14 protein-coding genes are annotated in these 20,486 nt (G+C 68.8%); 7 read left to right on the top strand and 7 right to left on the bottom strand.

All coding sequences use genetic code 11. From position 1 onward, the window contains the following. Positions 1–113: 113 nt before the first annotated feature. The 5 genes from ACZ0AE_RS15095 to ACZ0AE_RS15115 all read right to left on the bottom strand — a co-directional run bounded on the left by ACZ0AE_RS15095 (position 114) and on the right by ACZ0AE_RS15115 (position 7,978). A complete protein-coding gene (locus ACZ0AE_RS15095; RefSeq protein WP_038686773.1) occupies positions 114–644 on the bottom strand; it encodes a tetratricopeptide repeat protein in 531 nt (176 codons plus the stop codon). 22 nt (positions 645–666) lie between these two features. Beyond that, positions 667–3,108, bottom strand: a complete 2,442-nt coding sequence (mrcB, locus tag ACZ0AE_RS15100) for a penicillin-binding protein 1B (protein WP_137191667.1) — start codon at positions 3,106–3,108, stop codon at positions 667–669. A gap of 96 nt (positions 3,109–3,204) precedes the next feature. Beyond that, complete coding sequence (locus ACZ0AE_RS15105; RefSeq protein WP_463601497.1) at positions 3,205–4,170, bottom strand: glycosyltransferase family 2 protein; 966 nt, start codon at positions 4,168–4,170, stop codon at positions 3,205–3,207. A gap of 71 nt (positions 4,171–4,241) precedes the next feature. Further along, the gene (locus ACZ0AE_RS15110; RefSeq protein WP_463601498.1) at positions 4,242–5,795 is read right to left on the bottom strand and encodes a hypothetical protein; all 1,554 of its coding nucleotides are present in this window, start codon (positions 5,793–5,795) and stop codon (positions 4,242–4,244) included. Between the two features lie 29 nt (positions 5,796–5,824). After that, the gene (locus tag ACZ0AE_RS15115; protein ID WP_038686768.1) at positions 5,825–7,978 is read right to left on the bottom strand and encodes a RelA/SpoT family protein; all 2,154 of its coding nucleotides are present in this window, start codon (positions 7,976–7,978) and stop codon (positions 5,825–5,827) included. A gap of 154 nt (positions 7,979–8,132) precedes the next feature. On the opposite strand from ACZ0AE_RS15115, the gene ACZ0AE_RS15120 reads away from it, so the two are divergent. After that, positions 8,133–8,669: a hypothetical protein gene (locus tag ACZ0AE_RS15120; protein ID WP_448134221.1), complete on the top strand. Its 537-nt coding sequence runs from the start codon at positions 8,133–8,135 to the stop codon at positions 8,667–8,669. A gap of 30 nt (positions 8,670–8,699) precedes the next feature. On the opposite strand, the gene hrpA is transcribed toward ACZ0AE_RS15120, so the two are convergent. Continuing rightward, positions 8,700–12,800 (bottom strand): ATP-dependent RNA helicase HrpA, encoded by a 4,101-nt coding sequence (gene hrpA / locus ACZ0AE_RS15125; RefSeq protein WP_463601499.1) that lies wholly within the window; start codon positions 12,798–12,800, stop codon positions 8,700–8,702. A gap of 89 nt (positions 12,801–12,889) precedes the next feature. Here hrpA and ACZ0AE_RS15130 point away from each other — a divergent pair, with 89 nt between their 5' ends. From ACZ0AE_RS15130 to ACZ0AE_RS15155, 6 genes are all read left to right on the top strand, one after another. Next, positions 12,890–13,441: a Dps family protein gene (locus tag ACZ0AE_RS15130; RefSeq protein WP_038686762.1), complete on the top strand. Its 552-nt coding sequence runs from the start codon at positions 12,890–12,892 to the stop codon at positions 13,439–13,441. Positions 13,442–14,161: 720 nt separating this feature from the next. Continuing rightward, positions 14,162–15,964: a DNA helicase RecQ gene (gene recQ, locus ACZ0AE_RS15135; protein ID WP_463601500.1), complete on the top strand. Its 1,803-nt coding sequence runs from the start codon at positions 14,162–14,164 to the stop codon at positions 15,962–15,964. 94 nt (positions 15,965–16,058) lie between these two features. Then, positions 16,059–16,454, top strand: coding sequence for a CopL family metal-binding regulatory protein (locus ACZ0AE_RS15140; RefSeq protein ID WP_463601501.1), 396 nt, complete (start codon positions 16,059–16,061; stop codon positions 16,452–16,454). A 104-nt stretch (positions 16,455–16,558) separates the two neighbouring features. Next, a complete protein-coding gene (locus ACZ0AE_RS15145; RefSeq protein WP_463601502.1) occupies positions 16,559–18,358 on the top strand; it encodes a copper resistance system multicopper oxidase in 1,800 nt (599 codons plus the stop codon). Continuing rightward, entirely contained in the window at positions 18,355–19,356 is a 1,002-nt protein-coding gene (locus ACZ0AE_RS15150; RefSeq protein WP_463601503.1) for a copper resistance protein B, read from the top strand. The genes ACZ0AE_RS15145 and ACZ0AE_RS15150 overlap by 4 nt, the downstream gene beginning before the upstream one ends. Positions 19,357–19,630: 274 nt before the next feature. Continuing rightward, complete coding sequence (locus tag ACZ0AE_RS15155; protein WP_463601504.1) at positions 19,631–20,143, top strand: GNAT family N-acetyltransferase; 513 nt, start codon at positions 19,631–19,633, stop codon at positions 20,141–20,143. A 22-nt stretch (positions 20,144–20,165) separates the two neighbouring features. Here ACZ0AE_RS15155 and ACZ0AE_RS15160 read toward each other — a convergent pair whose 3' ends face one another. After that, the gene (locus tag ACZ0AE_RS15160; protein ID WP_038686751.1) at positions 20,166–20,459 is read right to left on the bottom strand and encodes a TFIIB-type zinc ribbon-containing protein; all 294 of its coding nucleotides are present in this window, start codon (positions 20,457–20,459) and stop codon (positions 20,166–20,168) included. Positions 20,460–20,486: the final 27 nt, after the last annotated feature.

Raw genomic sequence — 20,486 nt, forward strand, 5'->3', positions numbered from 1 at the left:
CCCGCATGGACTGCGCGGGCGGAACGCAAACCCCACGTAGAGCGGGGCTCTGCCCCGCTGCCCTGAATCCGGTGCAGCGGGGCAGAGCCCCGCTCTACGGGGGTTGCCTGCGGTCAGTACCGCTTGATGCCCGGCACCGTGCAGCCTTCCAGCTGGGCGTGCGCGGAGGCGGCGTTTTCCTTCTGGCCCCGCGCCAGGCGCGACTGTTCGATGGTGGCCCAGTGACGACGGCACAACGGGCCGGTCTTCGAGCCCAGGTCGACCGCCTTGCGCGCCAGCGATTCGGCACGCGGCCAGTCGCCCTGCAGCAAGGCGATTTCGGCGCGTTCCTGCAGGATAGACGGATCGCCTTCGGAGATCAGCAGCGCCTGGTTCAACGCTTCGGCGGCGGCGGGCAGGTCGTTGGCCTGGCGGCGCACCTGCGCGGTCATGCGCAGGTCTTCGATCTCGGCGTCGCGCAGCGGCTGCACGGCCAGTTCCTTGTCATCGGCCCCCACGGCCACCGCCTCCACGGCCGCCATGCGCTGGGCCGGGGTGGTGGTGTCCACGGGCGCCTTCACCGGCGGTGCCGGGGTGACGCACGCAGTGAGTGCCAGGCCCAGGCTGAGCAGGCAGGCGGAACGGATCAGGGTTCGGGTAGTCATGCGGGCCGGCCTCGCTCCGGAATCATCGCGCTGGGGGAGTGGTGGCAGGTGCCGGCGCCGGCTCGGCGGCTGGCTCCGGCTTCTTGCCCATGCCGAACCAGCTGCGCCAGCCACCGCCTTCGGTGCTGCCTTCGCCACCCTCTTCTTCAGGCAGGGCGGCCGGCGGCGGAGCGCACGGCGCATACGCCGGTGCGTAGCCCACCACGAACGGGAAGCGCCGGGCGCCCGGGCAACTTTCATCGGTGCTGGACGTGCCGCTGGCTTCCACGTACTGCCAGTCCAGGCCCTTGCTGCTGACCTTCAACGGCGCGCTCGGCAGGCGTTGGAAAATGCTCGACCACACGCGCATCGAACCAGTGGCGCCGTACAGCCCGGCCTGCTCGTTCTGGTCGTTGCCCATCCAGATCACGGCCAGGTGGTCGCCGGTGTAGCCGGCATACCAGCTGTCGCGGCCATCGTTGGTGGTGCCGGTCTTGCCGGCCGGCTGCAGGCGGCCCAGGCCGTCGGCATTCAAGCGTTGCGCGGTGCCGCTGGCCACCACCTGCTGCAGGCCGATGCTGATCAGGTTGGCGGCGATCGAGTCGCCTTCCTGGGCCGGTGCGGGCGACTTGTCGTAGCGCTTCATCAGCTTGCCCTGCGGGTCCAGCACGCCACGCACGGCATGCAGCGGCTGGATCTCACCGCCGGAGGCGAGGAACTGATACAGCTGGGCCATCGCATACGGGCTCTGGTCGGTGGAGCCGAGGATGACTGCCGGATTGGGCTCGGCCTTGATCCCGGCCAGCACGTGGATCAGCTGGGTCACGCGCTCCGGGCCGACCTGCATGCCTACCCGGACCGTGGCCTGGTTGTAGGAATGGGCCAGCGCGTCGATCAGGCGTACGGTGCCGTGGCTGCGGTTGTCGGCGTTGCCGGGCGACCAGTTGCGGCCACGCGACAGCTGCACCGTCACCGGCGAATCGTCCACCCAGCTGGCCAGCGAATAGCGATCCGGCTGGGCCAGTGCCAGCAGGTACACGAACGGCTTGAGCAGCGAGCCGACCGGGCGCTGCGCCTCGATGGCACGGTTGAAGCCGGGCTCGGCGAAATCGCGGCTGCCCACCACGGCCAGCACGTCGCCGTTGTGCACGTCGGTCAGCACCATGCCGGCCTGCAGCTCGGGGCGCTTCTTGCTTTCCAGCGACTTGATCGTCTTGGTGACCGCGCCTTCGGCGTAGGCCTGGGCCGACGGCGCCATGCCGGTCATCACGCTCAGCCCGGCGCCCTGCAGCACCGATTCGGGGTAGTCGTGGCCCAGCTGGCGACGCACCAGGTCCACGTAGGCCGGGAACCGGTTGGCGGCGATCAGGCCCGGGGTCTTGGGCACGCCCAGCGGCGCCTTCAGCGCACGCTGGTATTCGGCGTCGTCGATCAGCTGGCTTTCGTGCAGCTTGCCCAGCACGAAGTTGCGGCGGTCCAGCGCGCGCTCGGGATTGCGGCGCGGGTCGTAGTAGGACGGACCTTTCACCAGGCCAATCAGCAACGCGACATGTTCGGTGTTGAGCGAGGACAGATCGCGGCCAAACCAGAACTCGGCACCGGACGACATGCCGTGGATGGCCTGGCTGCCACGCTGGCCCAGGTACACCTGGTTGAGATAGGCCTCCAGGATGGTGCGCTTGTCGTAGCGCGCTTCCATGATCAGCGCGTACAGCACTTCATTGAACTTGCGGGTGACGGTCTGTTCCTTGCCGATACCCAGCAGGCCGCTGCGGGCCAGCTGCTGGGTGAGCGTGGACGCGCCCTGGCGGCTCTGGCCACCGGAACGCACGGTCACCCAGATCGCGCGGGCGATGCCGCTCAGGTCGATGCCGTGGTGGCGGTTGAAATCCTTGTCTTCCACCGCCTGCAGGCCGGTGACCAGCAGTTCGGGGGTTTCCTCGATCCGCACCAGCCGGCGTTCTTCCTGCTTCTGGCCGTACAAAGTGGCGATACGCGCCGGATCCAGGCGCGCGGCCTTGAGTGCCTTGCGGCTGTCGGCATCGCGCAGCGAGGCGATCTGCCCGCCGGACAGACTCAGCTCGACGCGGCGCGGGGCCACCGGGCCATCGACATCGCTGTAGCCGCGGCTGGCAATGACGAAGCGACCGCCTTCCTGCTGGTAGGTGGCCGCCGATTTGCCGGTGCCGTCATCGCGGTAGGCCGCGGCGGCCAGCTCGGTCTTGAGCGTGGAGGCATCCATCGCCACGCCCGGCGCCAAGGCCAGGGGGCGGGCATACACCCGGGTCGGGATCTGCCAGCGCAGCTCACCGAAACGCTGGGTGACCTGCTTGTTCAGATAGACCGTATAGGGAATCAGGAAGCCCAGCGACAGCGCGACTGCGGCCATCCCCCAGGTGATCAGCCGACGCCGCCACAGCGGGCCGTGGCTGTCGGTGTCGTCGTCGAACTCGTCGGTGTCGTCGGTATCGTAGCGTCGGGGCACGGGCATCGGGAAACAGTGGGCTCGGCGCAGTCTAACGCAGCACACCAGCGCCGGCGGTATCGCGGCGGCGCCCGTTCGGGCGCACTACAGCAAGCGTTAGGGCGTTGGCATGGGACCGCTGCGGCCGCGCACGCCGTCCCACAGCCCCCGGCACATGAACCGCAGTCGAATCCAGCGGGGCGCGATGAACATCCCATTGCCGATCAGCTTGAGCACCAGCCGCGGCAGGTCCTGGGCCACCCACACCCGCGGCGTGCTGGCGCGCGGGTACAGCAGCACCCGGTTGCGCATGATGTAGTACAGCCGGAACGGCTTGTGCACCACCACCCCATCGCGCTTGACCCGCGAGGCACGCAGCTGTTCGCCGATGCGATGGTGCATCTGCGCGTCGCACACGCCATACAGGGCCAGCCCCGCCGCCTTGGCCCGGAAGCACCAGTCCATGTCGATGTTGTCGATGAACAACGATTCGTCCATGCCACCGACCCGGTCCAGCATCGTCAGCGGAATCAGCGAGCCGGAGGTGATCAGGAAATCGCAGGAGACCGTCTGCCCCGGCCCGCCGTAGTCCTTGTCGTTGAGCGGAAAGCCCATCCGCACGAACGGCGCCGGCCGGCCGCTGCGCGCATCCACGAACTGCGGCCCCACCGCTGCCACCGGCCCCTGCTGCGACAGCGTGGCCAGGGCCTGCGCCAGGGTGGCCACCATGCCCGCATCGAGCACGCTGTCCTGGTCCATCAACAGCACATGGCCGAAACCCAGCGCGCGTGCGCGTTCGATCGCACGGTTCAACGCCGCCGCCAGCCCCACGTTGGAGGCCGAGGCGACCACGCTGACCGCCGCCCTCCCTGACAGTCCGGCAGCGACATCCATGCCGGGGCTGCCGTTGTCGAACACCACCACATGGCCCACCTGGGGCTGCACGCTGTCCAGCACCTGGGTCAGCAGGTCCGGTTCGGGCGCGTAGGTGACGATCACCGCACAGATGTCGGCGGCGGCGATGGCAGGGCGCCCGCTGGCCGATGGAAGGGTGCGGGTGGCAGCGGGTTCTGGAGGGGTCATACCAAGGACAAGGCAGGCAAAAACGCGCCCGCACTATAGCCGACCCACCCGACCACGGTGGTGCGCTGTGTTCAGCGTTCCAGCGTGGCCGCGTCGCGCAGCCGCGCCTGCAGCGGTTCGATCTCGCTGGCCGGCACGCCCAACGCCTGCGCCTGCTGCAACGCCTCGCGGGCGTAGCGCGCGTCCCCTGCCCCCAGCCGCTCGCTGCCAATGGCCAGCCAGCGCCGCCCCAACCGCCGTCGCGCCTCGCCCAGTTCGTTGTCGCGTGCGGCCAGTGCCTGCCAGGCCTGCAGGCAATCGCCCGCCGCGCGCACGCGGTTGCGCCGCAGTTCATCGTCAAAGCACGTCACCAGCACCGGCAACAGCTGATGCGCGGCCGCCAGCACGGCCGGGTCGGTCGGCGCCAGCGCCTGCGCGGCGCGCAAGGCATCGAATGCGCTGCGGCCCGGCGGCAGCAGCCAGTCGCCGCGCGCCTGCGCCTGTTCGAAACGCGCCAGCAGCACGCGCAATTCGCCCTTGGTGCGGGTCGACGGCGGAACGCGCAACGCCTGCTGGGCATGCCGGGCCTGATCGATGGCAGTGCGCGCGGCGGCCAGCGACGGTGCCTGCGGGTCGATCGCCATCGCTTTATCCAGGGCCTGGCTGGCCTGCGCAAAGCGGAAATCACCCGCCAGGCGCGTGGCGTGGCGGGCCTGGCGATCGGCCAGTTCGCGCAGCCCGGCCTGGGCGCGGGCATGCCCGGGCGCCGCTGCCGCTGCCGCGCGGTAGCCCGCCCAGGCCGCGTCCGCACGCCCGCGTGCCAGATCGCGGTCGGCACGGCCGAGGGCCTGTTCCAGCGCCGCATTGAACTGCGCCTCGGTCTGCGGCAGGTCCACATGCCCGGGGTCGTAGCGGCGGGCGCTGCCAAGCAGTGTCGCCGCCAAGGCCAGGTCACCGCTGGCGCAGGCGCTGCGTGCCTGCAGCAGCAGGTCGGACAACGCATCTTCGCGCCCCTCCAGCGCGCGCAGCTGGTTGGGCGCCACCGCCAGCACCTGCTGGAACAACGGCAGCGCACTGTCCGGGCCGTCATCCAGGCGCTGTGCCTGCAGCGCCGCCTCGGCGCGCCCCAGCAGCACCGCAATGCCGGCGTGGGCACTGCCGCGTTGCTGCAGCTGGTGTGCCAGTTGATCGGCATCGCGCTGTGGCACCTGCAGTTCGCGCGCCAGCGCCAGCGCACGCCGTGCGGCGTCCAGGTCGCCCGCGTCCAGCGCATCGCGGGCCTGCTGCAGCGCCGCCTGCGCCGTGCGCGCCAGGCCGGTGCGGGCTTGGCTGCGGTCCCCGTCCAGCGCCAGTGCGGCCTGGTACCACTCCCGCGCGCCGCTGCCGTCGGCTGCACTCAGGCGGCCGGCGGCCAGCGCACGATCGCCCTGGTCCAGCAACTGTTCGATCTGGGGTTCGTTCCAGAACCAGTTGGCCAAGGGACGCCGCAGCAGCACCAGTGCCACGAACAGCAGCACGGCCACCAGCAGCGCCCAGCGCCACACGCGGCGTGCATGCCGCGCCTGCAGCCACCACCAGCGTCCTTCGCGGCGCACCCGGCGCAGCGCGGGGTGGACGGCATCCTCGCGGTCGGAATGACGGCTCATCCGCTGAGCCTAGCGGCTGTCACGTGATGTCAGCCTAGACGCCGGGCATCGCTGACACCGGGCAGCGCATCCAGCTTGCCCAGCAGCGTGGAGAGCTGGCCGTAGTCGCTGACCTTCAGGCGCAGGCGCAGATGCGCGCGCCCGCTGTTGCGCACGTTGTCGCTGTGAATGTCCAGCACGTAGGCATCTTCTTGGGCGATCAGGTTGGTGATGTCCTTGAGCAGCCAGCGGCGGTCCACCGCATCGACCACCACGTCCACCTCATAGCCACCGCCGGCCTGGCCCCACTCCACCGGCAGGATCCGCTGCGGGCTGGCCGCCGACAACCGCGCCAGCGCGGCGCAGTCGGTGCGGTGCACGGTCACGCCGCGGGTACGGGTGAGGTAGCCGACGATCGGTTCGCCGGCCACCGGCTGGCAGCAGCGCGCCAGCTGCACCAGCAGGTTGCCCACGCCCTGCACCGTGAATTTGGACTTGCCCAGGCTGTCGCGGCGCGCGGTCGGGCGCGGCAACGCCGGGGCAGCAGGCTGGCTGGCGGCGCGCTCGGCTTCCAGCAGTGCACGGCTGACCTGGTTGGGCCCGGTGTCGCCCAGCGCCACCTGGATGTACAGGTCGTCCACGCTGTCGGCATGGAATTTCTTCGCCGCCACGGCGAGGTCGGCATGTTGCAGGCCAAGCCGCTTCAGTTCGCGGTCGAGCAGGTCGCGACCGGCCTGCACATTGCGGGCGCGATCGAGCTTGTGGAACCAGCCGCGCACCTTTTCGCGCGAACGGTTGCTGGCCAGGAAACCGTTGGACGCCAGCAGCCAGTCGCGGCGTGGATCGGCTTCCTTGGAAGTCAGGATTTCCACGCGGTCGCCGCTGCGCAGCCGGTAGGTCAGCGGCACGATGCGGCCGTTGACCTTGGCCCCGCGGCAACGGTGCCCGACCATGGTGTGCACGTGGTACGCGAAATCCAGCGGGGTGGCGCCCTGCGGCAGATCCATCACCTCGCCCTTGGGGCTGAGCGCGTACACCCGGTCTTCGGTGAGCTCGGCATCCAGGGCACCGGCCAGTTCACCGGCGGGGCTGTCCTGGGCGTGTTCCAGCAGCTGCCGCATCCAGGTGATCTTGCGGTCGAACGCCTTCTCCGCGCCCTTGCTGCCTTCCTTGTAGCGCCAGTGCGCGGCCACGCCAAGCTCGGCCTGGGCATGCATGTCGTGGCTGCGGATCTGCACTTCGATGGTGCGCCCGTCCGGACCGATCACCGCCGTATGCAGCGAGCGGTAGTCATTGGCCTTGGGCCGGGCGATGTAATCGTCGAACTCGCTCGGCACCGGCGCCCACAGCGAATGCACCACGCCCAGCGCGGCGTAGCAGGCGGCCACGTCCTGCACCATCACGCGCACCGCGCGGATGTCGTAGAGCTGCTCGAAGGCGAGCTTCTTCTTCTGCATCTTCCGCCAGATGCTGTAGATGTGCTTCGGGCGGCCACTGACCTCCGCGTTGATGCCCTGGGCGAGCAGTTCGCGCGACAGCACCTTCTTGACCGTCTCGACGTAGCGCTCGCGCGCCAGCCGGGTCTCGTCCACTTCGCGCGCGATGCGGCGGTAGGTGTCCGGTTCCAGGTGGCGGAAGGCCAGGTCTTCCAGTTCCCACTTGAGCTGCCAGATGCCCAACCGGTTGGCCAACGGGGCATGGATGTCACGGGTCAGCTGCGCAAGTGCCCGGCGCTCTTCTTCGGGCAGGCGGTCGGCGCCGCGCATGCGCGCCAGTTGCCGCGCCAGCAGGATCGGCACCACCCGCAGGTCCTGGATGATCGACAACAGCAGCCGGCGAAGGCCTTCGCTGTTGCGCCCGGCATCGCGCCCGGCGTGCAGCGCCCAGACCTGGTCGGCCGCATCCTGGCCGTCCAGCAGGCCAGCCACCGCCGGCTTCAGCGTCCCCAGCGGCAGCGTGTCCAGCCCGGCGCGCAACCCGGGCAGGTCGAACAGCAGCGTGGCCAGCAGCGCGCTTTCATCGGCCGACAGCAGCGCCAGCGCATCCAGCGTATCGGCCAGCACCGACCAGCTGGAGTGCATCTGCGCGTCGGCATCGGGCAGCTGCCAGCGCTGCAGCAGCGCCTCGCGCAGGGCGGGCGGCAGCGACGCCGCCGAGGGTCGGTTCAACAAGGCATCCAGGCCGGGGACAGAAGCGCGGTTCACAGCATCGTGCAGGCAAGACAGAGACCCCTACACTAGCGCCGAGGCCGGTCGCGGACAATCAAAACCACCGCATCGGCCGGCATGTCGTCATGCCGGGCCCGCGCCAACACCACCCCGCTGGCCCTACACTGCGGCAAACCCAAGGAGATCTGCCATGCGCTTTTCGCGTCTTCGCCTGCTGGCCAGTGCGGCCGTCCTGTTGAGCCTGGCCAGCCCGGCGCTTGCCCAGCGCGTGGTCGACGGTGACCTGCAGCAGCAGATGTCGCCGGCCGAGTTCAAGGCCGCCGGCCTGGACAAGCTCAGCCCGGCCGAACTGACCGCGCTCAACGGCTGGCTGCAGGGCAAGGTGGCGGCGGTGGCCGCCGATACGCGCGAGCAGGTGCGTGAGCAGGTCCGCGAACAGGCGCGTGAGGAAGGCCGCCAGGAAGTCATCGTCAAGAACCGCGGCTTCTTCGACTTCGGCAGCAACGAGCCGATCACCAGCACCCTGCAGGGCGAGTTCCGCGGCTTTGGCAAGGCGCGCACGTTCGTTCTGGCCAATGGCCAGGAATGGGAGCAGGAAGACGACACCGTGCTCTCCGGCGTGCGCAAGACCAATCCGGCGGTGTCCATCAGCCCCGGCGTCATGGGCGTCTGGTACCTGCGCGTGGACGGGGTGAACACCCGCGCCAAGGTCCACCGCACCAAGTAGGCGAGGCGTCGACCCGGGCGCGGGGCGTTCTCAGAGCTGGCGCAATGCGTCCATCCGCTGCGCCAGCTTCTTGGCCGAAATGCCGGTCTTGGCCCCCAGTTCCTGCGCGAACAACGACACCCGCAGTTCCTCCAGGTCCCAACGCAGCGCCTGCCACTGCGGGCGTTGGCGCAGACCGCGGCGCTCGGCCTCGTCCAATGCGTCGATGAACGGCCGCAGTTCCAGCATGCGTGCCTGGTCACGCGGTGGGTCGCGCTTGGCCCGTTCGCTGCGCAGGATCATCGCGCGCAGGTAGCGCGGATACTGGGCCAGTGCATCGGCCGGGGTATCCCGCAGGAACCCGGGGTGGACCAACCCGGCCAGCTGCTGCTCCAGGTCGTCCAGGTTGCCGCGCGCCCAGCCCATCAGCGTGGACTGCAGCGACGGCTTGAGCTCGGCCACGTGGGCCAGAATGTTCTCGGCCAGCTTCAGCCGCGCCATCGCCTCGGCGAACAACCCCTTGCCGGCCGCATCGCGGCGCTGTGCAAAGGCGGCCGGGTCGCGGATATCGCCCAGGCCGTCGGCCAGCACCGCGTTCAAGGCGGCATCCACCAGGTCGCCACGCAGGCGCTCCTGTGATTCGATCGCGGCGTACAGCAGCCCGGTCTTGGGCGGCACGGGCAGCTGCTTGCGTGCCTGCTTGGCCTTGTCGGCCAGGGCAATGTCGAACAGGCGACGGACCCCGTGTGGGTGCTGCTCGGCCGCTTCGTTGCGGTCGGCGAAGATCCGCAGCGCCGCACTCTCGCCGGTATCCACCAGCGCCGGGTAAGCGGGAACGCCGGCTTCGCCGGGCACCTGCACCGGGATCGGCGTGGCCGGGAAATCGCGCAGGCCTTCCACCGCCAGCGCGCGCCCGGCGCGGGCGGCGAACGCCTCGCCGGCCTGCCCGCCGAAGCGTGCGCGCAGTGCATCCAGGTCGCGGGCACTGGCCAGCAGCTTGCCCTGCGCGTCGAACAACCGCAGGTTCATGTGCAGGTGGGTGTCCAGCGCAGCCAGGTCGAAATCGGTGGCCGCCACCTGGGCACCGGTGGCCCGCGACAGGAACCGCGCCAGCTCACCGCGGATGTCGTCGGCACTCGGGTCGGGGAACGCTTCGGCGAAGGCACGCCCGAAATCCGGCGCCGGCACGTAGTTGCGACGCATCGCCTTGGGCAGGCTGCGGATCAACGCCGATGCCTTGTCGGCGACGAAGCCCGGGGCCAGCCACGACAGGCGCGCGGCATCGAGCGCGTTGAGCAGGTGCAGCGGCACGTCCAGGCTGACGCCATCGTCGTCGCTGCCCGGCTCGAAGCGGTAATGCAGCGCCAGGCGTGCGTCGCCCAGCGGCAGGTACTTGGGATAGCGCTCGGCATCGCTGCCTTCGCCGGGCAACAGGTCGGCCAGCGACCAGGCCAGGCCATGGCGTTTCTCCGGGGTCAGGCCCTTCCACCAGGTATCCAGCGCGGTGGCCGAGTGGATCTCCGACGGCACCCGGTCCAGGTACCAGCGCGCCTGCCAGGCTTCGTCGGCGACGATACCGGCGCGGCGCAGCTTGGCCTCCTCCTCGCGCGCCTGTTCGAGCACGGTGAGGTTGTCGGCGATGACGCTGGCGCGGGTGTTGATCTCGCCGGTCACCAAACCCTGGCGGACGAAGATGTCGTGCGCCTCGCCGGGGGCGATGCGACCGTAGTGCACCGGCTTCTTCGGTGCCAGCACCAGCCCGAACAGGCTGATCTGCTCCGACGCCAGCACCTGGCCCTGCGCACGCGACCAATGCGGGTCGAAGTGTTTGCGCAGCAGCAGGTGCGGCAACTCGGCGATCACCCAGTCCGGTTCGATCGCTGCGTTGGTGAGGCCCCAGATCTTCTGCGTGTCCAGCAGCGTCGCGGTGAGCAGCCACGGTGGCGGCCGCTTGGCCAGCACCGAGCCGGGGAACGGCAGGAAGCGCCGCTGGCGCGGCGCAAGGAAATCGCCCTTGTCGCTGCGATGGCCGATCTGCGTGGGCAGCCCGGCAATCAGCGCACGGTGCAGGGTCTGATAGGCCGCGGCACGCACCTTCTCGCTGAAGGCACTGCGCGCCTCGCGGCCCTCCACGGCCGACGCAGCGGCCGGCACCGGGGCGGCCGGCTCGCTCTTGCCTTCGCGGGCCAGGCGCGCGGCGCGGTGCTGCTGGCCGCGCGTCACCTTGGCCTTGGCTTCGTCATCGCGCGCCGGGGCCGGCGCCGACGAACCGGCCAGCAACGGGTCCAGCGCACTGGTGGCCGGTTCTTCGGTCCAGCCCAGTTCCTCGCACAGCACGCGCAGCTGGCGATGCAGCTCGCGCCATTCGCGCATGCGCAGGAAGCCCAGGAAATGCCGCTCGCACCACCCACGCAGCTTGGACTGGGTGAGGTCCTCGTGGGCCTGGCGGTAGCCATCCCACAGGCGCAGCACGCCCACGAATTCCGACCGCCCATCGGCGAACAGTGCATGCGCGGTATCGGCCGCGCCACGGGCTTCCGGCGGGCGCTCGCGCGGGTCCTGGATGCCCAGGAACGAGGCGATCACCAGCATCGGCCGCAGGCAGCCCTGGGCCTGCGCGGCCACCAGCATCCGCGCCAGCTTGACGTCCACCGGCAACCGCGCCATCTGCCGCCCGACCGGCGTCAGCCGGCGCTGGTCATCCACCGCACCCAGCTCGCCCAGCTGCTGCCAGCCGTCGGCGATGGCGCGCTCATCGGGCGCTTCCAGGAACGGGAAATCCTCGATCCGGCCCAGGCCCAGCTGCAGCATCCGCAGGATTACCCCGGACAGGCTGGAACGGCGGATTTCCGGATCGGTGAATGCATCGCGCGACTGGAAATCGGCTTCCGAGTACAGCCGGTAGCAGATGCCTTCGGACACGCGCCCGCAACGGCCCTTGCGCTGGTTGGCGCTGGCCTGCGACACCGGTTCGATATGCAGCCGGTCCAGTTTCTGGCGCGGGCTGTAGCGCTTGACCCGGGCCAGGCCGGGATCGACCACGTAGCGGATACGCGGCACCGTCAGCGAGGTTTCGGCCACGTTGGTGGCCAGCACGATGCGGCGCTTGCTGCCGGGGTTGAAGACTTCGTCCTGGTCCTTCACCGACAGCCGCGCATACAGCGGCAGCACCTCGGTTTCGCGGTACTTGCGCCGTTCCAGCGCCTGGTGCGCGTCGCGGATCTCGCGTTCGCCGGGGAAGAACATCAGGATGTCGCCGCGCGGATCGATGCGCGTGATCTCGTCCACTGCGGCCACGATGGCCTCGTTGACGGTGCGCTCGCCATCGCGCCCGCCCTCCTTGTCACCCCCGCCCTCGCCTTCCAGCGGGCGGTAGCGCACCTCCACCGGGAAGGTGCGGCCTTCGACGCTGATCACCGGCGCATCGTTGAAATGCTCGGCGAAGCGCGAGGTGTCGATGGTCGCCGAGGTGACGATCAGCTTCAGGTCGGGGCGCTTGTGCAGCAGCTGCTTGAGATAGCCCAGCAGGAAGTCGATGTTGAGACTGCGCTCGTGCGCCTCGTCGACAATGAGGGTGTCGTACTGGGACAGATAGCGGTCGCTGCTGATTTCAGCCAGCAGGATGCCGTCGGTCATGAACTTGATGCGGGTGTCGTCGCCGACGCGATCGGTGAAGCGCACCTGGTAGCCCACCACCGTGCCCAGTTCGGATTTCAGCTCCTGCGCGACGCGGGTGGCCACCGCACGTGCGGCAATCCGTCGCGGCTGGGTGCAGCCGATCATGCCGGCCACGCCGCGACCGGCGGCCAGGCACAGCTTGGGCAGCTGGGTGGTCTTGCCCGACCCGGTTTCGCCGGCGATCACCACGACCTGGTGGTCGCGGATCAGGGCGGTGATGCGCTCGGCTTCACGCGCAATGGGCAGGCTGTCGTCCAGACTGATCGACGGCTGGTGCCGGGCGCGGCTCTCGCGCCGCTGCACCGACGCCTGCAGGGCCTGTTCGAACGCGGCGGCCACGCCTGCATCGTTGGGCTTGGACTGGCAGCGCGAGAGCAGGCCGAGCAGGCGACCACGGTCACGGCTCATGCCAGCGTCGATCGCGGCGCGCTGTTGGCGCAGGCGGGAAGCAGATTGTTTGTCGATAGTGCTCATCAATCGAATCGGTTAGAACTTTGATTACTACTGAAAGGTTAGTCTGATCTATTGTGAAGGCCATCCATTCCACAAGGAGAATCACCCCCATGGCGAAGACCAAGACACCGGTGAAGAAGACCCAGACCGGTAAGCAGAAGCTGGCGTCGGCCGCCCCTTCGGCCCCGAATATCGATATCGGGATCAAGGAAGGCGATCGCAAGAAGATTGCCGATGGGCTGGCATCGTTCCAGGCCGATGCGTTCACGCTCTACCTGAAGACGCACAACTTCCATTGGAATGTCACCGGGTCGATGTTCAACTCGCTGCACACCATGTTCGAGACCCAGTACACCGAGCAGTGGGCAGCCCTGGACGACGTCGCTGAACGTATCCGCGCATTGGGCTTCAATGCCCCGGGCTCCTACCGCGAGTTCGCGGCCCTGACCTCGATCGCCGAGGAACCGGGCCTGACCGACAGTGCGGACTGGCGTGAGATGGTACGCCAGTTGGTGGCCGCCAACGAGGCGGTGTGCCGGACGGCGCGCAAGGTGCTGGACGTGGCCGACGACGCCGACGACGCACCCACCGAGGACCTGATGACCCAGCGCCTGCAGACGCACGAGAAGTACGCCTGGATGTTGCGGTCGTTGTTGCAGTAACAGTAAAGCGTTTGCGCTTCTGTTATCTGAGCGCGGCGAGGGTTCCACCCCCTTGCCGGGACACGCCGTAAATCCATCCTTGGAGGCTCGTGGGCGCCATCCATGGCGCCCAACGGTCCCGGCAAGGGGCTGGAACCCTCGCCCAGATGGATTTGTGCATCCGGCGGTTGGGAAGAGATAGAAGCATGCAGAACAGGCGCCCGGTGGCGCCTGTTCTGCGTTTTGGGCCCCTTTTCCAGCGATTGGGGAAAGAAATCCGGCTCTGGCTCTGGCTCTGGCTTCTGCTCTGCCTTTGCCTTTGCCTCTGCCTTTTGCCCTTGCCTCTGCCTCTGCCTTTGCCATTGACTCAGCCTCTGCCCTCGGCTCTGCCTTCGCCTTCGGCTCCACCCCCAAACGCACCGGAAAACTGTCGGGGCGTGGGGTGGGTGGGTTGGCGGGACCGTTGGGCGCCATGGATGGCGCTCACGAGCCTCCAGGGATGGATTTACGGCGTGTCCCGCCAACCCACCCACCCCGCGCCAACCATCGGCAGTGAAACCATGGGCTCTGGCTCTGGCTCTGGCTCTGGCTCTGGCTCTGGCTCTGGCTCTGGCTCTGGCTCTGGCTCTGGCTCTGGCTCTGGCTTGAGATTCGGCCTGGGGAGGCCAGTGGGCAAGCCCCTACCCACTGATCCGCTGTTGGAGGACACGGCCGGCCCGCGTCGCGGGGTAAACTAGTGCGATGCCTTCCAGCCCCGCGCACGACCTGCTCAGCCGCATTTTTGGTTACGACGATTTCCGCGGTCCGCAGCAGGCGATCGTTGAACATGTCGCTGCCGGCAATGACGCCCTCGTATTGATGCCCACCGGCGGCGGCAAGTCGCTGTGCTACCAGGTGCCTTCCCTCCTCCGCGAGGGTACCGGCATCGTCATCTCCCCGCTCATCGCCCTCATGCAGGACCAGGTCGAAGCCCTGCGCCAGCTCGGCGTGCGCGCCGAATTCCTCAATTCCACCCTCGACGGCGACACCGCCGCCCGGGTCGAACGCGACCTGCTCGCCGGCGAGCTCGACATGCTTTATGTCGCCCCCGAGCGCCTGCTCACTGGCCGCTTCCTGTCCCTGCTCTCGCGCAGCCGCATCGCCCTGTTCGCCATCGACGAAGCCCACTGCGTCTCCCAGTGGGGCCACGACTTCCGGCCCGAATACCGCCAGCTTACCGTCCTGCATGAACGCTGGCCCGACGTCCCGCGCATCGCCCTCACCGCCACCGCCGACCCGCCCACCCAGCGCGAAATCGCCGAACGCCTCGACCTCACCGGCGCCCAGCACTTCGTCAGCTCCTTCGACCGCCCCAACATCCGCTACACCGTCGTCCAGAAAGACAACGCCAAGCGCCAGCTGCTCGACTTCCTCAAAGTCCACCGCCAGGAAGCCGGCATCGTCTACTGCATGTCGCGGCGCAAGGTCGAGGAAACCGCCGAATTCCTGTGCAAGGAAGGCCTCAACGCCCTGCCCTACCACGCCGGCCTGCCCGCTGAAGTGCGTGCCGCCAACCAGCGCCGCTTCCTGCGCGAGGATGGCATCGTCATGTGCGCCACCATCGCCTTCGGCATGGGCATCGACAAACCCGACGTCCGCTTCGTCGCCCACACCGACCTGCCCAAGTCCATGGAAGGGTATTACCAGGAAACCGGCCGTGCCGGCCGCGACGGCGAACCCGCCGAAGCCTGGCTCTGCTACGGCCTGGGCGACGTGGTGCTGCTCAAGCAGATGATCGAACAGTCCGAGGCCGGCGAAGAACGCAAAAGCCTCGAACGCAACAAGCTCGACCACCTGCTCGGCTACTGCGAATCCATGCAGTGCCGGCGCCAGGTGCTGCTGGCCGGGTTCGGCGAAACCTACCCCCAGCCCTGCGGCAACTGCGACAACTGCCTGGTGCCCCCCGACGCCTGGGATGCCAGCGTGGCCGCCCAGAAAGCGCTCAGCTGCGTCTACCGCAGCGGCCAGCGCTTCGGCGTGGGCCACCTAATCGACATCCTGCGCGGCGGCGAGAACGACAAGATCCGCCAGTTCGGCCACAGCGAACTGAGCACCTACGGCATCGGCAAGGACCTCGATGCCCGTACCTGGCGCAGCGTGTTCCGCCAGCTGGTGGCCGCCAGCCTGCTCGAAGTGGACACCGAAGCCTACGGCGGCCTGCGCCTCACCGACGGCAGCCGCGAAGTCCTCAAGGGCCAGCGCAAGGTCATGATGCGCCGTGAAAACCCCAAGACCCGCGAGCGCGACCGCAGCGGCCAGCGTACCGGCCTGTCCGTGCTGCCCGAAGACCTGGTCCTGTTCAACGCGCTGCGCAGCCTGCGCGCCGAACTGGCCAAGGAACAGAACGTACCGGCGTTTGTGATCTTCCACGACAGCACCCTCCGCAACATCGCCGAACAGCGCCCTACCAGCATCGACGCGCTTGGCAAGGTCGGCGGCATCGGCGGCACCAAGCTCGCCCGCTACGGCGAGCGCCTGGTCGAGATCGTCCGCGAGGAAGGCTGATGCCCACCTGCGCCCGCACCGACCTGCCTCCAGAGTTGAACGCCGCGTTCAGCCACAGGTGCGCACGCCCCGGTTTGGCGCTAGGGTGACGCCCATGACCCCCGGTGGCCTGCTCCTGCGCGTGGTATTGATGCTCAGCCTGTTGCTCAACGGGCTGAACGCCGCCATGGCCGGCCCGATGACCCTGGCCATGGCGCATGCCACCAGCGCCGAGCCCGCAGCGCCCTGCCACGGCGATGCTCCGGCCTCTGCCATGCCCGCCTATCACGACCACGCCGCTGCCGACACCGCCGGCACCCAGGCGCCGCACGATGGCGACCACTGCAAGATCAAGGACTGCCTGCGCAGCTGTGCGCAGCAGCCCAGCCTGACCGTGTCCGTCGCGTGGCTGCCCAGCCCGCCGCCGCCCGCGCTGGCGCCCCTGGGCCACACCCGCGCGGCGTTGCCGATGCCGCCCCTGGACCGCATCACCCGCCCTCCGATCGGCTGAGCCTGCGCTCACTGCGAGCGCCTGTGCGAAGCGATGCCGTGCGCCCCCGTGCGTATGCGTCTTGACGGCACCTGCGTGCCTTTCGAATCCGATGCGGAGTTGCAATGTCCTTTTCCCTTCCCCCCGGCCCGGGCGCACCGCCCATGCCGTCGCGCCGCCTGTTCGTGCAGGGCGCTGCCGCCGGTGGCGTGGTCGCCGGCCTGGTGGCCAGCGGCCTGCCCGCCCGCGCCTTCGCTGCCGCCGGCCCGGTCGTGGCCACCGCCCCGCAGGTGCTCAGCGGACCCGACGTCCAGTTGAGCATCGGCGAATCGCTGGCCAACTTCACCGGCCGCACCCGCCCGGCGATCACCGTCAACGGCAGCCTGCCCGCCCCGATCCTGCGCTGGCGCGAAGGCGACACCGTCAGCGTGCGCGTGGCCAACAGCCTGCAGGCCCACCCCACCTCGATCCACTGGCACGGCATCCTGCTGCCGGCCAACATGGACGGCGTGCCGGGCCTGAGCTTCAACGGCATCGCCCCGGGCGAGGCCTACCAGTACCGCTTCACCCTCAAACAGTCCGGCACCTACTGGTACCACAGCCATTCGATGTTCCAGGAGCAGGCCGGCCTGTACGGTGCGCTGATCATCGATCCGCTGCAGCCGGCTCCGTACCGCTTCGACCGCGAGCACGTGATCATGCTCTCGGACTGGACCGACATGGACCCGGGCGCGCTGTTCCGGCGCATGAAAAAGCTGGCCGAGTTCGACAACTACTACAAGCGCACCCTGCCCGATTTCCTGCGCGACGTGCGCCGTGACGGCTGGGGCGCGGCCACCGCCGACCGCGGCATGTGGGGCCGGATGCGGATGACCCCCACCGACATCTCCGACATCAACGCGCACACCTACACCTACCTGCTCAACGGCACCGCGCCCGCCGGCAACTGGACCGGGCTGTTCCGCAGCGGGGAGAAGGTGCTGCTGCGCTTCATCAACGGCGGCTCGATGACCTACTTCGACGTGCGCATCCCCGGCTTGAAGATGACCGTGGTGGCCGCCGATGGGCAGTACATCCATCCGGTCAGCATTGATGAGTTCCGCATCGCGCCGGCGGAAACCTTCGACGTGATCGTGGAGCCCACCGGCCAGGACGCGTTCACCATTTTCTGCCAGGACATGGGCCGGACCGGCTTCGCTGCCGGCACCCTGGCGGTGCGGCATGGCCTGCAGGCGCCGATTCCCGCCCGCGATCCGCGACCACTGTTGACCATGGGCGACATGGGCCACGACATGGGCAGCATGGGCCATGACATGGCCGGCATGGGCCACGACATGAAGGGCATGGAAGGCGGCTGCGGTGCCAGCATGGGGCATGCCGCACACGGCGGCAGCGACAAGGCCCCGCGCCACCCGGCCAGCGAGAAAGGCAACCCGCTGATCGACATGCAGAGCATGGCCACCGAGCCCAAGCTGGATGACCCGGGCATCGGCCTGCGCGACAACGGCCGCAACGTGCTGACCTACGGCGCGATGCGCAGCCTGTTCGACGACCCGGACGGCCGCGAACCCAGCCGCGAGGTCGAGCTGCACCTGACCGGCCACATGGAGAAATTCAGCTGGTCGTTCGACGGTATCCCGTTCGCCAGCGCCGAACCGCTGCGCCTGAACTACGGCGAGCGCATGCGCATCGTGCTGGTCAACGACACCATGATGCAGCACCCGATCCATCTGCACGGCGTGTGGAGCGATCTGGAAAATGCCGACGGCCAGTTCCACCTGCGCAAGCACACCATCGACATGCCCCCGGGTACCCGCCGCACCTACCGCGTGCGCGCCGACGCGCTGGGCCGCTGGGCCTACCACTGCCACCTGCTGTACCACATGGAAGCGGGCATGATGCGCGAAGTGAGGATCGAAGAATGAGCCGCTTCCCCACGCCAACCCGCCGCCTGCTCACCGCCGCGCTGCTGATCGCGCTGACCACCCCGGCCTGGGCGCAGTCGCATGCGCACGGCACCGCCGCTGCACCCGCGGCCACCAAAGAAATGCCGGTGGATCCGCCGGTCGACCACGGCAGCATGGATCACAGCCAGATGGACCATTCGAAAATGGACCATGGCAGCATGGACCACAGCCAGATGGACCACTCGAAAATGGACCACGGCAGCATGGACCACGCCGCGCACAAGACGACCGCGCCGAGCGAACCGCGGGAGCCGATTCCCGCCGTCACCGCCGCCGACCGCCTCGCCGCGTTCCCGCCCATCGAACACGGTGCGATGGGACACCCCCCGACGATCCACAGCATGCTGCTGGTCAACCGCCTGGAGCAGTGGGATGGCCAGCACGGCAACGGCCAGGCGTGGGAAGCCAGCGGCTGGATCGGCGGCAACATCCACCGGGTGTGGGTGCGCAGCGAAGGCGAGCGCAGCGGCGGGCGTACGGAAGCGGCCGATGTCGAAGTGCTGTACGGGCGCAGCGTGTCACCGTGGTGGGATGTGCTGGTGGGCGTCAAGCAGGACCTCGGCCCCGGCGATTCGCGCACGTGGGCGGCGCTGGGCATCCAGGGCCTGGCACCGTACAAGTTCGAGACCTCGGCCACCGCCTATGTGGGCGAAGGGGGCCAGGTGATGGCCAGTGCCGAGATCGAGTACGAACTGCTGTTGACCAACCGCCTGATCCTGCAGCCGTTGCTGGAGGCCACGCTCGCGGCCAAGGACGATCCGCGCCATGGCACCGGCAGCGGCTTGAACAAAGTGGAAGCCGGGCTGCGCCTGCGCTACGAGTTCAACCGGCGTTTCGCGCCGTACATCGGCATCAGCCACGAACGCCTGTTCGGCGATACCGCCGATTACCACCAGGCCGCCGGCGAGCGCGCGCGTGATACCCGCTGGGTGGCCGGCGTGCGCGTCTGGTTCTGAGGCCGGCACCGGCGTAAAAAAGTCCCGGGCGCGGCATGCGCCCGGGACAACACAACAGGGATGGTGCAAGCCGGATCCGACGGGCCCGAACGGGGCGTCACAGGACGTGCGCGTACAGCGGCGCGCCCTGCCCGACACCCGGGTGCCGTGCTCAGCGGCGCTCCCGGATAGTGATGTGATGCGCCGGGGCCAGGGTTCCGCCATCCTCGCCCGGTTTTTGTCCGGGGCACCCCGGATGGCGTACGCTGCCACCCCCTTCCGTGCACCCCCTGCCATGTCCCTGCAGATCCGTCGCGCGACCCCGGCCGATGCACAGGCTGTGTCGGCGATCGCCATCGCCACCTACACCGAAACCTTCGGCGATTCCTACCCGCCGCAGGACCTGCATGCGTTCCTGGAAGAGCACTACAGCCCCGCACCGCAGCGGCGCGAACTGGAGGATCCCCGCAGTGCGGTATGGCTGCTGGAAGAGGACGGGCGCGCGGTGGGCTACCTGGCCGCCGGTGCGAATACCCTGGCGCACGCCGATGCCGTCGACGGTGACGTCGAACTCAAACGTTTGTATGTGCTGGCCAGCCACCAGTCCGGTGGCCACGGTGCACGCCTGATGGAGGCGTTCCTGCAGTGGCTGGATCACCCGGCACGCCGCACCCTGTGGGTGGGCGTGTGGTCGGAGAACTTCGGCGCGCAGCGCTTCTATGCACGCTACGGCTGCGTCCAAGTCGGCACCTATTACTTTGTGGTGGGGGACAGCCGCGACCTGGAATTCATCCTGCGCCGGCCCTGATCAGACAGGGCTGGCACCCGGCTCAGAAATCGAACAGGTCCGACAGGAAGCCTTCTTTCTTCTTCTTGCGGTAGCCGTGCTGGTCGCCGTACTGCTGCTGGCCCAGGTGGCGGGTATCGCGATGCTGCACGGCCTGCGGCGGCGGTGGCGGCGTGGCGGCCCGTACCGGGGCGGCCGCATCGGTCGAGCGCTCGATGATCTTGTCCAGTTCGCCGCGGTCCAGCCACACGCCGCGGCACTGCGGGCAGTAGTCGATCTCGATGCCCTGGCGCTCGGACATCACCAGCGCCTGGGTCTTGCATACGGGGCATTGCATCGTCGCGGCTCCATGGTTCAAACCCCG

The sequence above is a fragment of the Stenotrophomonas sp. AC248 genome, assembly GCF_979258185.1.

Coding starts and splice junctions, on each gene's coding strand:
- ACZ0AE_RS15160 (WP_038686751.1), bottom strand. CDS start 20,459: ATGCAATGCCCCGTATGCAAGACCCAGGCGCTGGTGATGTCCGAGCGC.
- recQ (WP_463601500.1), top strand. CDS start 14,162: ATGCCTTCCAGCCCCGCGCACGACCTGCTCAGCCGCATTTTTGGTTAC.
- ACZ0AE_RS15105 (WP_463601497.1), bottom strand. CDS start 4,170: ATGACCCCTCCAGAACCCGCTGCCACCCGCACCCTTCCATCGGCCAGC.
- ACZ0AE_RS15140 (WP_463601501.1), top strand. CDS start 16,059: ATGACCCCCGGTGGCCTGCTCCTGCGCGTGGTATTGATGCTCAGCCTG.
- ACZ0AE_RS15095 (WP_038686773.1), bottom strand. CDS start 644: ATGACTACCCGAACCCTGATCCGTTCCGCCTGCCTGCTCAGCCTGGGC.
- ACZ0AE_RS15130 (WP_038686762.1), top strand. CDS start 12,890: ATGGCGAAGACCAAGACACCGGTGAAGAAGACCCAGACCGGTAAGCAG.
- ACZ0AE_RS15145 (WP_463601502.1), top strand. CDS start 16,559: ATGTCCTTTTCCCTTCCCCCCGGCCCGGGCGCACCGCCCATGCCGTCG.
- ACZ0AE_RS15150 (WP_463601503.1), top strand. CDS start 18,355: ATGAGCCGCTTCCCCACGCCAACCCGCCGCCTGCTCACCGCCGCGCTG.
- hrpA (WP_463601499.1), bottom strand. CDS start 12,800: ATGAGCACTATCGACAAACAATCTGCTTCCCGCCTGCGCCAACAGCGC.
- ACZ0AE_RS15110 (WP_463601498.1), bottom strand. CDS start 5,795: ATGAGCCGTCATTCCGACCGCGAGGATGCCGTCCACCCCGCGCTGCGC.
- ACZ0AE_RS15155 (WP_463601504.1), top strand. CDS start 19,631: ATGTCCCTGCAGATCCGTCGCGCGACCCCGGCCGATGCACAGGCTGTG.
- ACZ0AE_RS15120 (WP_448134221.1), top strand. CDS start 8,133: ATGCGCTTTTCGCGTCTTCGCCTGCTGGCCAGTGCGGCCGTCCTGTTG.